We start from the raw sequence: 15,561 nt of genomic DNA, 5'->3' as shown, positions 1-15,561 counted from the left end.
GCCCTGCCACCGGGTCCCGGTGGATCCGGTGGAGGAGGACAGACGGAGGAAGACAGGCGGAGGAGGACGGACGGAGGGGCGCGGGCCAATGCGGCCCGCGCCCCTCTCGTCGTACTCGCGCCCCCGAACGCCTCAGCCGGTGAGTTCGCGCGCGCGGGCGACGAGGTCGCGCACCGAGTGGTCGGTGAGCTCCGGCAGGCGGTCGTAGTCGAACCAGCGCAGGTCGAGCGACTCCTCGCTGATCAGCGCCTGGGCGCCGGGCGGTGCCACCGCGATGTACTGGACGTCGAGGTGGGTGTTCTCCGGCCGGTCCTTGCCGGTGCAGCGGACCTGGTGGCGGTCGAGCTTGACCGGGACGGGCGCGCCGTCGCGGGTGAGCAGCGCGAGGTCGGGGATGCCGGACTCCTCGGTGGCCTCGCGCAGGGCGGCCGCGGCGAGGTCGCCGTCGCCGGGCTCGCAGTGGCCGCCCATCTGCAGCCAGCGGCCCACCTTGGGGTGCAGGGTGAGCAGGACGCGCCCGGCGGCGGGGTCGACGACGGCGGCGCTGGCGGTGATGTGGGCGGGCAGGCAGGAGCGGTACATGCCCCCGGGCTGCTCGGCGAGGTGGCGCAGGTAGTCGAGGCGGAGCCGGTCCTGTTCGGGCTCGGCGGGCCGCCAGTCGGTCAGGGCGCGGACCGCGTCGGCGTGCAGGGCGCCACCCCTGGGGGCGTCGTCCTGCCGGGCGTCGGCGAGGTCCGTCTCGGTAGCCGTCATGCGGTGGGCTCGCCCTTTCCCTGGTCGCCGTCGCTGCCGTCGCTGCCGTTGCTGCCGTCGCCGCCGTCGTTCTTCGTCAGGTCGGGCTTGGCGGACCCGGCGGCCCCGCCCGCGGCGGCCTCGCCGAGCAGCTTGTCGAGGGCGTCGAAGTCGATGCCGCCCTCCAGGTCGTCGGCGCTGCCGCGGTGCACGAAGGCGTCCGGGTCGTCGAGGTCGGCGGCGGTGGGGAGCATGTCGGGGTGCTGCCAGAGGTCGTCCCGGCCCTCGGTGCCGCGGGCGTCGGCGAGCAGCGCCCAGAGGCGGGCGGCGTCGCGCAGCCGGCGGGGGCGCAGTTCGAGGCCGACCAGGGTGGCGAAGGTCTGCTCGGCGGGCCCGCCGGCGGCGCGGCGGCGGCGGACGGTCTCGCGCAGGGCGCCGGCCTGCGGCAGGTGGGGCTCGGCGGCGGCGTGCACGACCGCGTCGACCCAGCCCTCGACGAGCGCGAGGGCGGTCTCCAGACGGGCCAGGGCGGCCTTCTGCTCGGGGGTGTCCTCGGGCTGGAGCAGACCACCGGCGAGGGCCTCCTGGAGGGCCTCGGGGTTGCCCGGGTCGAGCTGGCCGACGAGCTCCTCCATCCGGGAGGTGTCGACCTTGATGCCCCGGGCGTACGCCTCGACGGCGCCGAGCAGGTGGGCGCGCAGCCACGGCACGTGGGCGAACAGCCGCTGGTGGGCGGCTTCGCGCAGGGCGAGGTAGAGGCGGACCTCCTCGGCCGGCACATTGAGGCCCTCGCCGAACTCGGCGACGTTCTGGGGCAGCAGCGCGGCCTTGCCGGCGGGGGCGAGCGGCAGGCCGACGTCGGTGGAGCCGACCACCTCGCCGGCGAGGGCGCCGAGGGCCTGGCCGATCTGGGTGCCGAACATGGCGCCGCCCATGGACCGCATCATGCCCATCAGCGGGCCGGCCATGGCCTGCATCTCCTCGGGGAGGACACCGCCCATGGCGTTGCCGACCCGCTCGGCGACGGGGTCGACGAGGTCCTTCCAGACCGGGAGGGTGGCCTCGATCCACTCGGCGCGGCTCCAGGCCACGGCGGCCGCGGCGCCGGAGGGGAAGGTGGTGACGCCGTCGAGCCACAGGTCGGCGAGGCGGACGGCCTCGACCACGGCGGAGCGCTCGGCGTCGCCGACGGAGCGGTCCTTGCTCTTGCCCTCGGCGGGTTCGGCGACCACGGTCTGCCGGGCGATGTCCTTGGCGAGGTCCCAGTTCACCGGGCCGCCCTCGAAGGAGAGCATCTGGCCGAGCTGCTGGAAGGCGGCGCCGAGGTCGTTGGGGTTGAGGCCGCCGAACATCGCGGCGAAGGGGTTGTCGCCCGCGCCGGGCGCGCCGGGGCCACCCGCGCCGGGTCCGCCGGGCATGCCGGGCAGGCCCATGCCGAACAGGGCGCCCAGCGGGTTGTTCCCGCTGAAGCCGAAGGACTGCGGACCGGTGGGCTCGTCGCCCTGGTCCTTCTTCTTCGGGTCGTTGTCGGGCTTGGCCTTGCCGTCCTCGGGCTCCTCGGGCGGAACGCCGAATCCGAAGGGAAGGTCGCTCACGGGGTCCTCGATCCGGTCGGCCGTCATACGGGTGGTGGCGGTGTTTCCTGCTGCCCGGGGCGGTCGGCGGAGCTGGGGGACTCCCCGCCGGCGGGCGGCTCCCGGACGGCTGTACCGCGCCGGGTGCACCGCCGGGCCTCAGCCTCGGGCAGGATGGACGTACGTGACACACGTACGTACGCACATAAGCTAACCGTGGAGGATGGCCGGTGAGTTCCCCGCCTTCGGACGTTCGCTCTGGGCTGACCGGAGGAGAGGACGCCCCGGACACCACGGCGTCGCCGCCTCCAGCCTATGCCGGAAGACCCCTGACCGTGGCCGTCACAGGTGCCGCCGGAGTGCTCGGCGAACGGGTCGCGGCCCGGCTGGTGGCCTCGCCGGGGGTCCGGAAGGTGCTGGCCGTCGACGACCGGCGCGGTGAGGTGCCCGGGGTGCAGTGGCGGGTCCTCGACGTCCGGGACCCGGCCGTGGCCGAGCGCCTGGCCGGGGTGGACGTGGTGGTGCACCTCGCGATGGACCTGGGCATGGAGTCCGACCCGAGGGCGCGCAGCGCCTACAACGTGCGGGGCGCGCAGACGGTGCTGACGGCGGCCGCGGCGGCCGGGGTGCACCGGGTGGTGCTGTGCACGTCGGCGATGGTCTACGGCGCGCTGGCGGACAACGAGGTGCCGCTGGCGGAGGACTCGGAGCTGCGGGCGACCGAGGAGGCCTCGCTGGTCGGGGACCTGCTGGAGATCGAGCGGCTGGCACGCCGCGCGCCGAGGGCGCACCCGGGGCTGCAGGTGACGGTGCTGCGGCCGGCCGTGGTGGTGGGTCCCGGGGTGGACACGGTGCTGACCCGGCACTTCGAGGCGCCGAGGCTGCTGGTGGTGGCCGGGTCCCGGCCGTGCTGGCAGTTCTGCCACGTGGACGACCTGGCGGCGGCGCTGGAGTACGCGGCGCTCGGCCTGGTCGAGGGCGAGGTGACGGTCGGCTGCGACGGCTGGCTGGAGCAGGAGGACGTGGAGCGACTGTCGGGGATCCGGCGGATGGAGCTGCCGGCCTCGCTCGCGCTGGGCACGGCGGCGCGGCTGCACCGGCTGGGGCTGACCCCGGCGCCGGCCGGGGACCTGGCCTACACGATGTACCCGTGGGTGGTGTCGGGGAGCCGGCTGCACGAGGCGGGCTGGCGTCCGACGCACACCAACGAGGAGGTGCTGGCGGAGCTGCTGGCGCAGGTGGCGGGCAAGCACGCGGTGGCGGGCCGGCGGCTGGGCGGCAAGGAGGCGGCCACGAGTCTGGGCGCTGCGGGCGCGACGGTGGCGCTGGTGGGTACGGCGGCGCTGGTGCGGCGGGCGCGCAAGCGGCGCCGGTTCTGAGCGCCTCCGGTCCCGGGCCCCGAAGCCCGGGGCCGGGAGACCGGCCGCACCGGGACCCGCGCCCTTGAGCATGCCGTTCTCACGATGCGAAATTTCGCAATCGTGATGCGGAAGGTACTTGCCCCCGCCCGCCCGGCATGGGCAATCATGGGGGCATGTCCGAGAACCACGACCCGATCCGCCTGCTCGCCATCCGCGACACCCCGCTCTCCCTCGACGAGGTGTACGAAGCGGTCGGTGACGACGCGGCCGGCGGGACGACCGTCTTCGTCGGGACGGTCCGCGACCACGACGGCGGCAAGCACGTCTCCGCGCTGGAGTACAGCTGCCACCCGACGGCGGAGCGCGAGCTGCGCCGGGTGGCCGAGAAGGTCGTCGCCGACTTCCCGGTCCGCGCGCTGGCCGCGGTGCACCGGGTGGGCCGGCTGGGGATCACCGACAAGGCCGTGATCGTCGCCGTCTCCTGCGCCCACCGGGGCGAGGCGTTCGCCGCCGCCCGGCGGCTGATCGACGACCTCAAGCACGAGGTGCCGATCTGGAAGCACCAGGTCTTCGCCGACGGCGAGGAGGAGTGGGTGGGCGCCGGGAGCTGCTGAGCAGCCGTCCGCGCAGCCGCTCGTACATTCCTCGTACAGCCGTTCGTACGGCTGCCCGGGCACCCACTCGGACACCCGTCCTGCCCCCGCGACACGCAGGCGCGCCGGTCGCTCACTCGAACGGGTGTGGGCCGCTGCGCCGGATACTCCCTGGCAGTGAGCCGATCGGCCGTGCCGTAACCCGGACGGCGCCCGCAGCGTTGTCCGTCGGGATGGTTAATCTGCTCATAGACACGACGAGCTGGGAGTACTGAGATGGCTGTGCTCGCCTGGTTGATCATTCCCTGCGTCGCCGCGGTGCTGGCCGCCGTGTGGGCGGGTTGGGCCCAGCGGGCCCCGAGAGCGACGGGGGACCCGGCCTCGCTGGCCGAGCACCAGCGGTTCATGGCCGCGATGCAACGCACCACCGCCGGCGGCGGCCCCGAGGAGCGCACCGGCCGCTGACGCCGCCCGGCGTCCCGACGACCCGCCGGGCGCACGGTCACCCGCGTCCCGTACTGTCGAGGCATGCCACGCCGCTCTGCGACGATGCTCGCCGCCACCCTGCTGCTCATAGCGCTGCTCTGTGCCTCGGTGCTGATGAAGGTGCCGTACACCGAGATGAGCCCGGGCCCGACGTACAACACGCTCGGGGTGCAGGAGAAGACGGGCACGCCGGTGATCACCATCACCGGCCACGAGTCGTACCCGGCGAGCGGCCACCTCAACATGACCACGGTCCAGGTCACCGGCGCCAAGTACGAGCCGAGCCTGGTCAACGCGGTGGTCGGCTGGCTGCGCGACGACGTGCTGGTGGTGCCGCACGACAACGTCTACCCGAAGGGCCAGTCCGACGCCGACGCCAAGCGGCAGAACGCCGAGGAGTTCGCGCTCTCCGAGGACCACGCCCGCACCGCCGCGCTGAGCCAGCTCGGCATCCCGATGGGCAGCGAGCTGATCGTCCAGGCCGTCACCGCCGGCGCCCCGGCGGAGGGCCGGCTGCACGCGGGGGACCAGATCGTCGCGGTCGACGGCACCCCGGTGGCCGACGCGGACGCGGTCGCCAAGGCGGTCACCAAGCACCAGCCCGGCGAGCCGGCGGTCTTCACCGTGGTGCCCCGGGTCAAGGAGGGCTCGGCCGAGCCCGGCACCCGCACCGACATCAGCGTGCCGACCGTGAAGTCCCCGGACACCGGCGCGGCGATGGTCGGCATCCGCCCGGGCCTCAGGCACACCTACCCGTTCCGGATCGACATCGGGCTCCAGGACGTCGGCGGGCCCAGCGCCGGCCTGATGTTCTCGCTCGGCATCATCGACAAGCTGACCCCCGACGACCTGACCGCCGGACGGTTCGTGGCCGGCACGGGCACCATCGACGACGGGGGCCAGGTCGGGCCGATCGGCGGCATCTCGATGAAGCTGATCGCCGCCCGCGAGGCCGGCGCCGAGTTCTTCCTCACCCCGTCGGCGAACTGCGCCGAGGCGGCCAAGAACACCCCGTCGGGGCTGCGCCTGGTCAAGGTGGAGACGCTGGACGGCGCGCTGAAGGCGCTGGAGCAGGTCCGGTCCGGGCAGACCTCCGCGCTGCCGTCCTGCTCCTCCTAGAAGCAGAACCCGGCGCGGCCCGGGCCCCGGGGCTCCCGGACGGAGCCCCGGCCGGGGAGTCCGTCAGGAGAAGGTCGCCAGCAGCGCCTCGGTGAGGCCCGGCACCAGGTCGGGGCCGGTGAGCACCTCGCGCGCGACGTCCTTGGAGCGGAGCCGCAGCGCGACCTCCCGCTTGCCGCCGCGCAGCACCGCCGCGGTGATCCGCACCTCCTCGCGCTTGGGGTGGTTGGCCACCCACTCGGCGAGCTGGGCGTCGTTGGCGTTGCGCGGGCGGGACTGCTCGGCACCCGGCGGCAGCATCAGCCGCTCGACGACCAGCGCGCAGCCGACCACCGCGGCGGGCCAGGCGATGGTGCCGAGGAACTTGTCCAGCTCCATGCCGGCGGGCAGCTCGTCCTGCTCGACCGGGGTGAGACCGGGCTGGTCGCTGTCGGCGAGGCCGAGCTGCTCGGCGATACGGGGGTCGGCCTTGCGCAGCGCGGCGCTGTCGACCAGGGCGAAGAGGCGGGCCGGGAGGTCCCAGCCGAGGGTGGCGGCGTACTCGTCGATCTCCAGCGCGGCCCGGGTCAGCGGGCTGCCGGCCGGGAGGGTGGAGACGTCGTCGGGGAGGTTGGATCCATCGGACATGCCTCAATCCTCACACGCCGGGCGGTGCGCCGTGGCGCGCCGCCGGGCCGGGGTGGGGCCCCGGGGGAGGGCCCGCGTCGGGCGGGGTTGTCGTAACCGTCTGCTAACGGTGGGAACTCGACCAAAGACTGGTTAAGTTGCACTGAAGACCGACCGACTCAAGACGACACAACTGAGGTGCCACCGTGGTATTCCAGATGCCGGAACGCTCAGGGCCGGGGTTCCGGCGCAGGGTAGGCCCGCCCTCCCGGCGGGCGCGGGTGGCCCTGTTGACCCTGGGCGTACTCGCGGTGCTCTTCCTGCTGTTCGTCATGTTCGCGGGGTTCTGGACGGACTGGCTCTGGTTCAGGTCGGTCCACTACTCCTCGGTGTTCACCACCCAGCTGTGGACGAAGGTCGGCCTGTTCGCGGTGTTCGGCCTGCTGATGGCGGTGATCGTCGGCTTCAACGTGTGGCTGGCGCACCGGCTGCGGCCGCCGCTGTCGGCGATGTCGGTCGAGCAGCAGAGTCTGGACCGGTACCGCTCGGGGCTGGCGCCGTTCAAGCGCTGGGCACTGCTCGGGGTGTCGCTGGTGATCGGGCTGGTGGCGGGTGCCGCGGCCTCGGGCCAGTGGCGGACCTGGCTGCTGTGGACGAACGGGACCTCCTTCGGCGAGAAGGACGCGCAGTTCGGCAAGGACGTCTCGTTCTACGCCTTCGACCTTCCGTTCTACGAGTTCCTGCTGGGCTTCGCGTTCAGCGCGGTGATCGTCTCGCTGCTGACCTCGGCGCTGGTGCACTACCTCTACGGGGGGCTGCGGCTGCAGGGCCCCGGCCGGCGGGCGAGCACCGGCGCGCAGGGGCACCTCGCGGTGCTGCTGGGCGTCTTCGTGCTGCTGAAGGCGGTGGCGTACTGGCTGGACCGGTACGCGCTGGCGGTGAAGACCGGCGCCTACCGCGAGGTCTCCGGCTGGACCGGCCTGCGGTACGTGGACGCCAACGCGTTCCTGCCGGCGAAGACGATCCTGTTCTTCGTCGCGGTGATCTGCGCGGTGCTGTTCTTCCTGACCCCGGTGCGGCGCACCTGGGCGCCGGCCCTGATCGGGCTGGGCCTGATGGTGCTGTCGGCGGTGCTGATCGGCGGGGTGTACCCGGCGATCGTGCAGCAGTTCCAGGTCAAGCCGAACGAGCAGGCCAAGGAGACGCCCTACATCCAGAAGAACATCGACGCCACGCGCCGGGCGTACGGGATCGCGGACAGCCAGACGACCCCGTACACCCCGAAGGGCACGACCGACGCCGAGGCGCTGAAGCCGGACGCGCAGACCATCGCGGACATCCGGCTGATCGACCCGAACGTCGTCTCGCCGACCTTCCAGTCGATCGAGCAGCAGCGTTCGTACTACGCGTTCCCGCAGACCCTGGACGTGGACCGGTACGGCAAGGGCGAGGGCGCCCAGGACACCGTGATCGGCCTGCGCGAGCTGGACCTCAACGGTGTGCAGCGGAACTGGATCAACGACCACTTCAAGTACACCCACGGCTACGGCGCGGTCGTGGCCAAGGGCAACCAGGTCAACGACAAGGGCCAGCCGGTCTTCACCGAGTCCGGCCTGCCGGCGACGGGTTCGCTGGGCGACTACCAGCAGCGGATCTACTACGGCGAGAAGACCTCCACGTACTCGATCGTGGGCGGCTCCAACCAGGAGATCGACTACACCACCGACTCCGGCGAGAACAAGCAGTACAAGTACACCGGCGGCAGCGGCGTCTCGCTGGACAACCCGCTGACCCGGGCCGCGTACGCGGTCAAGTTCGCCGAGCCGCAGATCCTGTACGCGGGGGCGATCACCGACGGCGCCAAGGTGATCTACGACCGGACGCCCAAGGAGCGGGTGGAGAAGGTCGCGCCGTGGCTGTCGATCGACGCCGACCCGTACCCGGTGGTGCAGAACGGCCGGGTGGTCTGGGTGCTGGACGGCTACACCACCTCGGACGGCTACCCCTTCTCGTCGAAGACGACGCTGGGCACGGCCACCAAGGACTCGCTGACCAACCAGCGCGGTGAGCTGCTGACCGTCGCCAACCAGGTCAACTACATCCGCAACTCGGTCAAGGCCACCGTGGACGCGTACACCGGCGAGGTGACGCTGTACCAGTGGGACGAGAACGACCCGGTGCTGAAGACCTGGATGAAGGCGTTCCCGGACACCGTGAAGGCCAAGGCGGAGATCCCGGGCACGTTGCTGCCGCACCTGCGGTACCCGCAGGACATGTTCAAGGTGCAGCGCGACCTGCTGGGCCAGTACCACGTGACCGACGCCGACTCGTTCTTCAACGGCAGCGACATCTGGCAGGTCCCGGTGGACCCGACCAGTGACACCAAGCAGTTCCAGCCGCCGTACTACCTGACGGTGCGGATGCCGGACCCGGCGGTCACCTCGGCGAGCTTCTCGCTGACCACCACCTTCGTGCCGCGCGGCCGGGACAACCTGGCGGCGTTCATGGCCGTCAGCGCCGACCCGGGGCCGGACTACGGCAAGATCCGGATCCTCAAGGTGCCGGGGGACTCCAAGACGCTCGGCCCCAACCTGGTGCAGTCGCAGTTCAACTCGCGGCAGGAGGTCGCGCAGCAGATCACCCTGCTGAAGAGCGGCGGCGACTCCGAACTCGAGTACGGCAACCTGCTGACGCTGCCCGTCGGCGGCGGACTCCTGAACGTGGAGCCCGTGTACGTCCGCGGGCGCGGTGCCAAGTACCCGACGCTGCAGAAGGTGCTGGCGGTCTACGGCAACGACAACGTGGCGTTCGAGAACACGCTGGAGGAGGCGCTGCGGAAGGTGTTCGCGGGCGCGGCGCCGGCGACCACGCCGACCGTCCCCACCACGCCGGGCAACCCGACGACGCCCACCAACCCGACCACGCCCACGCCGCAGGGATCGATCACCCCCGAGTTGCAGAAGGCGCTCGCGGACGCGGTGAAGGCCAACAACGACAGCCAGACCGCGTTCAAGAGCGGTGACTGGGTGGCGTGGGGCCAGGCCCAGAAGGCGCTCGGCGACGCGTTCAAGGCGATCGAGGCGGCCGAGCAGAAGGCCGGGATCACCCCGGCCCCGACGGCGCCCGCCACACCGCCCGCCACACCGCCCGCGACCGGGGCGCCGACGCCGGCGCTGGGCTCATAACCCAGAGGTCGCAGGTTCAAATCCTGTCCCCGCTACTCAGTAGCAACGAAGGCCCGGAGGACTCGTCCTCCGGGCCTTCGTCGTTTGCCCGCGGTCGGTCGTCCGCACGGGTGGCCGGGAACGCTCCGGTACCATCGAGCGTCGCCAAGGACGACGGCAACGGGGTTTGTGAGGGGCGAGTGTCGGGAAATCGACAAAGCGCCGAAGCAATCTCGTCGGCTCAGGTCCGCCTCGCCGAATTCGGCCGGGGCAGGTGTACGCGGGTTGCGGGTGATGCGACGATGGGACACATGGGGGACGTTGCACGGCCGCTGAGCGGCCGTCGGGTCGATGCGGCCCCCGTAAAGTGCCCCCGGCCCAGCGCCGGAGGACGACGCCGCGACACTCTGGGGGAGCGGGAGTCGGCATGAGGCTGATCGGCAGGAACGGGACGGGAGCAGGGCCGGCGGCGACCACCGAGGCGGACACCGAGACCTGGGCGGAGAGCCCCGAACGGCGGCCCGGCGCCCTGCCCGCACAGCGCACCAGCGGTCTGGCCGAGCGCCGGCCCGCGGGCGGCTACGGCCCGGACTCCCTGGTGCACGTGCCGGCCGGCGGCCTCGCCGCCGCGCTCGGCGCCCACGGCGGGTCCGACGGCCAGGCCGGCCCGGACGTGGAGGGCGACCCCGGCTTCGACTCGGCGAGCTTCGAGACCGCGCTCGCCGCCCGCGAGCAGGCCGCCCTGGAGGCCCGGCACCGGCGCGCCGCCGACGACGGCGACCCGGACGCGGCCGCCCGGCTCGGCACCCTGCTGCTGCGCCGCGGCGACCTGGCGGACGCCGAACCCTATCTGCGGGCCGCCGCCGCGGCGGGCCTGCGCGCGGCCGCCAACAACCTCGGCGTGCTGCTGCACCAGCGCGGCCACCGGGCCGAGGCCGCCCAGTGGTGGCGCCAGGCGGCGGTGGCCGGCAGCGCGCCGGCCGCGCACGCGCTCGGCCTGCAGCTGCGCGACCAGGGCGAGGAGGAGGCGGCCGAGTACTGGCTGCACTTCGCCGCCGACCACGGCCACCCGCTGGGCGCCTACGCGCTGGGCGACCTCATGGAGCACCGCCGGGACGTCCGCGCCGAGCGCTGGTTCAAGGTGTCCGCGGACGCCGGGCACCGGGAGGGCGCCTACCGGCTGGCCCGGATGCGCGAGGCGGCGGGGGACAAGGAGACCGCCGAGGCCTGGTACCGGATCGCCGCCGCCCGCAGCCACGCCCGGGCCGCGCTGCGGCTGGGCGTGCTGCTGGAGGACCGGTCCGGCGGGGAGGCGCCGCTGCTGGACGAGGCCGCCCGCTGGTACCGGCAGTCGGCGCAGAACGGCGAGCCGAGGGCCGCGTGCGCGCTGGGGTACCTGCTGCGCGACTCGGGGGACCTCGGCGCGGCCGCCGAGTGGTGGCAGGAGGCCGCCGAGGCGGGCGACGGCAACGCCGCCAACGCGCTGGGCGCGCTGCACGCCTCGCGCGGCGCGGCCGCCGAGGCGGAGCGCTGGTACCGCAGCGCGCTGGAGGCCGGCGACCACAACGGCGCGTTCAACCTGGGGCTGCTGTGCGCCGGGGCGGGCCGCGACCAGCAGGCCGAGCAGTGGTACCGCCGGGCCGCGTACGCCGGGCACCGGGAGGCCTGCAACGCGCTGGCCGTGGTGCTGCTGCAGCGCGGCGACGAGTCGGGCGCGGAGCCGTGGTTCTCCAGGGCGGCCGAGGCCGGCAGCGTGGACGGCGCGTTCAACCTGGGTGTGCTGCACGCCGGGCGCGGCGAGCAGCGGCAGGCGCAGGAGTGGTACGCGCGGGCCGCCGCGGAGGGGCACGGCGAGGCGGCGCTGCAGCTGGCGGTCGTGCAGGAGCAGCGGGGCAACGCGGCGGGCGCGCTGGAGCGCTACCGGCAGGCGGCGGCGGGCGGTTCGGCCGAGGGCGCGTTCCGGCTGGCCTCGGTGCTGGACCGGCGCGGGGACGCGGACGCGGAGGCCGAGCACTGGTACGCCTCGGCGGCGGACGCCGGGCACCGGCGGGCGCAGGTCCGGATGGGCGTGCGGGCGGCCGAGCGGGGGGCGCTGGAGATCGCGGAGAGCTGGTACCGGCGGGCGGCGGAGGCGGGCAGCCGCAGCGCGGCGTTCAACCTGGGGCTGCTGCTGGCGCGGCAGGACAGCGAGGCCGAGGCGATGCTCTGGTACACCCGGGCGGCGGACGCCGGGCACGGGCGGGCGGCGCTGCGGCTGGCCCTGCTGGCGCTGCGCCGGGGGGAGCCGGTGCAGGCGGAGGGCTGGTGCCGGCGGGCCGCGGACTACGGTCCGGCGGAGGTCGCCGAGCGGGCGGGCCGGCTGCTGGGCGCGCTGCACGCGGAGCTCAGCGCGTAGCGGTGCCGGGCCGGGCGGGGCGCTAGAGGTCTGTTCGCGCCGGGTCTGTTCGCGTCAGGGTCTGTTCGAGCACTGCGGACAGAGGCCGCGGTAGGTGATCTCGGCGCCGGAGACGGTGAAGCCGAAGCGTTCGGCCTCGGGCAGCGCGGCCAGCGGATCCCCCAGCGGGTGGACGTCGCGGATGGCGCCGCAGCCCGAGCAGATCAGGTGCTGGTGCGCGTGGTGCGCGTTGGGGTCGTAGCGCTTGGCGCGGCCGTCGGTGGCGACCTCCAGTACCTCGCCGATGCAGACGAGTTCGCCGAGCGTGTTGTAGACGGTGGCGCGGCTGATCTCGGGCAGCCGTTCCACCGCGCGGGCGTGCACCTCGTCGGCGGTCAGGTGCACGTGCTCGCCGTCGAGGACCTCGGCCACGACCCGGCGCTGCGAGGTCAGCCGCCATCCACGTCCACGAAGTCGTTCCAGCAGGTCACTCATGGACCAAGGGTAAGTGAGACTCCGAGTTTGGTTCCAGTGTTGACTTGGACAAAGTCCAAGTTAGGATCGGTTCGTCACGACCGGATCACGCGGAGGCCCCTCACATGACTACCCAGGACGAGCTGCGCCCCACCCTCACGACGGAGGCGGGTGCCCCCGTCGCCGACAACCAGAACACCGAGACCGCCGGTGTCGGCGGTCCGGCGCTGATCCAGGACCAGCAGCTGTTCGAGAAGCTCGCGCACTTCAACCGCGAGCGCATTCCGGAGCGCGTGGTGCACGCCCGCGGCGCCGCCGCCTACGGCACGTTCACGGTGACGGCCGACGTCTCGCGCTGGACCCGGGCGGCCTTCCTCTCCGAGGTCGGCAAGCAGACCGAGACCTTCCTGCGGTTCTCCACCGTGGCGGGCAACCTCGGCTCGGCGGACGCGGTGCGCGACCCGCGCGGATTCGCGCTGAAGTTCTACACCGAGGAGGGCAACTACGACCTCGTCGGCAACAACACCCCGGTGTTCTTCATCAAGGACGCCAGCAAGTTCCCCGACTTCATCCACACCCAGAAGCGGGACCCGTACACCGGCTCGCAGGAGGCCGACAACGTCTGGGACTTCTGGGGGCTGTCGCCCGAGTCCACCCACCAGGTGACCTGGCTGTTCGGCGACCGCGGCATCCCGGCGTCCTACCGCCACCTGGACGGCTTCGGCTCGCACACCTACCAGTGGCAGAACGAGGCCGGCGAGTACTTCTGGGTGAAGTACCACTTCAAGACGGACCAGGGCATCAGGAACCTGACCCAGGCCGAGGCCAACAAGCTGGCCGGAGAAGACCCGGACAGCCACCAGCGCGACCTGCGCGAGGCCATCGAGCGCGGCGAGTTCCCGAGCTGGACGGTCAGCGTGCAGATCATGCCGGCCGAGGACGCGGCGAGCTACCGCTTCAACCCCTTCGACCTGACCAAGGTCTGGCCGCACGCCGACTACCCGCTGGTCGAGGTCGGCAAGCTGGAGCTGAACCGCAACCCCGACAACGTCTTCGCCGAGGTCGAGCAGTCGATCTTCTCCCCGGGTCACTTCGTGCCCGGCATCGGCCCGTCCCCGGACAAGATGCTGCAGGGCCGTCTGTTCGCCTACGCGGACGCCCACCGCTACCGCGTCGGCATCAACGCCGACCACCTGCCGGTGAACCGCCCGCACGCCACCGAGGCGCTCAACAACCACCGGGACGGCCACCTGTACGACGGTCGCCACGGCCGCCGCAAGAACTACGAGCCGAACAGCTTCGGCGGCCCGGTGGAGACCGGCCGCCCGCTCTGGGCCGCGACCCCGGTCGACGGTGCCACCGGCACCCACGAGGCGCCCGTGCACGCCGAGGACGACGACTTCGTGCAGGCGGGCAACCTCTACCGGCTGTTCTCCGAGGAGGAGAAGCAGCGGCTGGTCGCCAACCTGGCCGGCTTCATCGCCAAGGTCTCGGCCGACCGCGACGACATCGTCGAGCGGGCGGTCGAGAACTTCCGCAAGGCCGACGCCGACTACGGCCGGCGTCTCGAGACGGCGGTGCGGGAACTGCGCAAGCAGGGCTGACGCACCGCGCGGCGGGGCCCGGTGAGGGGCGCCGCCGAGCAGCGGGCCCCGGGTGCCGAGGAGAACCGGCACCCGGGGCCCGCGCGGTTGCTCACCCGCTCGCCTCCGGGGCGCGGCGTCGAGGTCAGACGCTCAGGCGGTCCAGGGCCTCCTGGTGGAGCAGGCCGTTGGAGGCGACGGCGTCGGCGCCGCCCGGGCCCGGGACGCCGTCCAGGCCGGTGAAGCGGCCGCCGGCCTCCTCGACGATGACACTGTTCGCCGCCATGTCCCACAGCGACAGCTCCGGCTCGGCGGCGATGTCCACCGCGCCCTCGGCGACCATCATGTAGGACCAGAAGTCGCCGTAGGCGCGGGTGCGCCAGCAGGCCCGGGTGAGGTCCAGGAACGGCTCCAGCCGGCCGCGCTCCTCCCAGCCGGACAGCGAGGAGTAGGAGAACGAGGCGTCCTCGATCCGGGAGACGCCGGACACGTGGATCCGGGAGGCCTTGGCGAGGCTGCGGCCCGCGTACGCGCCCAGGCCCTTGGCGGCCCACCAGCGGCGGTTCAGCGCGGGGGCGGAGACGATGCCGACGACGGGGCGCTCCACGCCGTCCGGGCCGTCCTCCAGCAGCGCGATCAGGGTGGCCCAGACCGGGACGCCGCGGATGTAGTTCTTGGTGCCGTCGATCGGGTCGATCACCCACCGGCGCGGGCCCGTGCCCTGCAGGCCGAACTCCTCGCCGAGCACCGCGTCGCGCGGGCGGGCCCGCTGCAGGATGCTGCGCACCAGCTCCTCGGCGGCCTTGTCGGCGTCGCTGACGGGCGTCAGGTCGGGCTTGGTCTCGATCCGCAGGTCGAGTGCCTTGAAACGCTCCAGGGTGACCGAGTCGGCCGAGTCGGCGAGGACATGGGCGAGTCGGAGATCGTCGTGGTAGTCGGCCATGCCGGAAACCCTAGCGCGGACCCGCCCCCGGACCGCGGCTCAGGCCCCGGCGGGCGACCGTCGGTGTCCGTCAGTGGGCGGAGCCGCTGAGCTGGAGGCCGATCACCCCGGCGATGACCAGGGAGATCGAGACCAGCTTGAGCACCGAGGTGGTCTCGTCCAGGAAGAGCATGCCGTAGATCGCGGTGCCCGCGGCCCCGATCCCGGTCCACACCGCGTAGGCGGGGCCCACCGGGAGCGTCTTCAGCGAGATGGTCAGCAGGCCGAAGCTGCCCAGGGCGAAGACGCAGAAGCTGACGGTGGGCCAGAGCTTGGTGAAGCCGTCGCTGAGCTTGAGGTTGATCGCGAAGCCGGTCTCCAGCAGTCCGGCCAGGATCACCAGGGCCCATGCCATCGCGTGCTCTCCCTGCGGGTCGGAGGATCGGTCGGGGACCGGTCGGGACCGGTCGGCGGACCGGGTGCCGGGCGGACCGTGATCCGGCCCGACTTTCCTATGATCACCACGAGCGGGCACTCCGACACCTCGAACGCCGGAACCGGTTCGCCGCACCG

13 protein-coding genes are annotated in these 15,561 nt (G+C 73.0%); 7 read left to right on the top strand and 6 right to left on the bottom strand.

Features of this window, described 5'->3' with window-relative positions; genetic code table 11:
- Positions 1-132: 132 nt before the first annotated feature.
- Both IF01_RS0109755 and IF01_RS0109750 read right to left on the bottom strand, forming a co-directional pair.
- Positions 133-753, bottom strand: coding sequence for an NUDIX hydrolase (locus IF01_RS0109755; protein WP_030392912.1), 621 nt, complete (start codon positions 751-753; stop codon positions 133-135).
- A complete protein-coding gene (locus tag IF01_RS0109750; RefSeq protein WP_030392911.1) occupies positions 750-2,327 on the bottom strand; it encodes a zinc-dependent metalloprotease in 1,578 nt (525 codons plus the stop codon). Before IF01_RS0109750 ends, IF01_RS0109755 begins: the two co-directional genes overlap by 4 nt.
- Positions 2,328-2,536: 209 nt before the next feature.
- On the opposite strand from IF01_RS0109750, the gene IF01_RS0109745 reads away from it, so the two are divergent.
- The 4 genes from IF01_RS0109745 to IF01_RS0109730 all read left to right on the top strand — a co-directional run bounded on the left by IF01_RS0109745 (position 2,537) and on the right by IF01_RS0109730 (position 5,865).
- Positions 2,537-3,685, top strand: coding sequence for an NAD-dependent epimerase/dehydratase family protein (locus IF01_RS0109745; RefSeq protein ID WP_030392910.1), 1,149 nt, complete (start codon positions 2,537-2,539; stop codon positions 3,683-3,685).
- A gap of 155 nt (positions 3,686-3,840) precedes the next feature.
- The gene (locus tag IF01_RS0109740) at positions 3,841-4,281 is read left to right on the top strand and encodes a molybdenum cofactor biosynthesis protein MoaE (protein WP_233290175.1); all 441 of its coding nucleotides are present in this window, start codon (positions 3,841-3,843) and stop codon (positions 4,279-4,281) included.
- 255 nt (positions 4,282-4,536) lie between these two features.
- Positions 4,537-4,725: a hypothetical protein gene (locus IF01_RS0109735; protein WP_030392908.1), complete on the top strand. Its 189-nt coding sequence runs from the start codon at positions 4,537-4,539 to the stop codon at positions 4,723-4,725.
- A 63-nt stretch (positions 4,726-4,788) separates the two neighbouring features.
- Complete coding sequence (locus IF01_RS0109730; protein ID WP_030392907.1) at positions 4,789-5,865, top strand: YlbL family protein; 1,077 nt, start codon at positions 4,789-4,791, stop codon at positions 5,863-5,865.
- Positions 5,866-5,928: 63 nt separating this feature from the next.
- Here IF01_RS0109730 and IF01_RS0109725 read toward each other — a convergent pair whose 3' ends face one another.
- Positions 5,929-6,492 (bottom strand): PPA1309 family protein, encoded by a 564-nt coding sequence (locus tag IF01_RS0109725; protein WP_030392906.1) that lies wholly within the window; start codon positions 6,490-6,492, stop codon positions 5,929-5,931.
- 197 nt (positions 6,493-6,689) lie between these two features.
- Between IF01_RS0109725 and IF01_RS44950 the strand changes: the two genes are divergently transcribed.
- Positions 6,690-9,656 carry a UPF0182 family membrane protein gene (locus IF01_RS44950; protein ID WP_078879821.1) on the top strand — a complete coding sequence of 989 codons (2,967 nt, stop codon included), beginning with the start codon at positions 6,690-6,692 and terminating at the stop codon, positions 9,654-9,656.
- Positions 9,657-10,062: 406 nt separating this feature from the next.
- Positions 10,063-12,030 carry a tetratricopeptide repeat protein gene (locus IF01_RS0109670; RefSeq protein WP_030392901.1) on the top strand — a complete coding sequence of 656 codons (1,968 nt, stop codon included), beginning with the start codon at positions 10,063-10,065 and terminating at the stop codon, positions 12,028-12,030.
- A gap of 54 nt (positions 12,031-12,084) precedes the next feature.
- Here the strand turns inward: IF01_RS0109670 and IF01_RS0109665 are convergent, their stop codons facing one another.
- Positions 12,085-12,504 carry a Fur family transcriptional regulator gene (locus tag IF01_RS0109665; protein ID WP_030392900.1) on the bottom strand — a complete coding sequence of 140 codons (420 nt, stop codon included), beginning with the start codon at positions 12,502-12,504 and terminating at the stop codon, positions 12,085-12,087.
- Between the two features lie 104 nt (positions 12,505-12,608).
- Between IF01_RS0109665 and IF01_RS0109660 the strand changes: the two genes are divergently transcribed.
- A complete protein-coding gene (locus IF01_RS0109660; protein WP_030392899.1) occupies positions 12,609-14,087 on the top strand; it encodes a catalase in 1,479 nt (492 codons plus the stop codon).
- Between the two features lie 124 nt (positions 14,088-14,211).
- On the opposite strand, the gene hisN is transcribed toward IF01_RS0109660, so the two are convergent.
- Together hisN and IF01_RS0109650 are read right to left on the bottom strand one after the other, a co-directional pair.
- Positions 14,212-15,009, bottom strand: a complete 798-nt coding sequence (hisN, locus tag IF01_RS0109655; protein ID WP_030392898.1) for a histidinol-phosphatase — start codon at positions 15,007-15,009, stop codon at positions 14,212-14,214.
- Positions 15,010-15,079: 70 nt separating this feature from the next.
- Positions 15,080-15,403: a DMT family transporter gene (locus IF01_RS0109650; protein WP_030392897.1), complete on the bottom strand. Its 324-nt coding sequence runs from the start codon at positions 15,401-15,403 to the stop codon at positions 15,080-15,082.
- Positions 15,404-15,561: the final 158 nt, after the last annotated feature.

Origin of the sequence: Kitasatospora purpeofusca, assembly GCF_000718025.1 — a bacterium.
GTDB classification, from domain to species: domain Bacteria; phylum Actinomycetota; class Actinomycetes; order Streptomycetales; family Streptomycetaceae; genus Kitasatospora; species Kitasatospora purpeofusca.
This window is presented reverse-complemented; position numbering and strand designations above follow the sequence as displayed.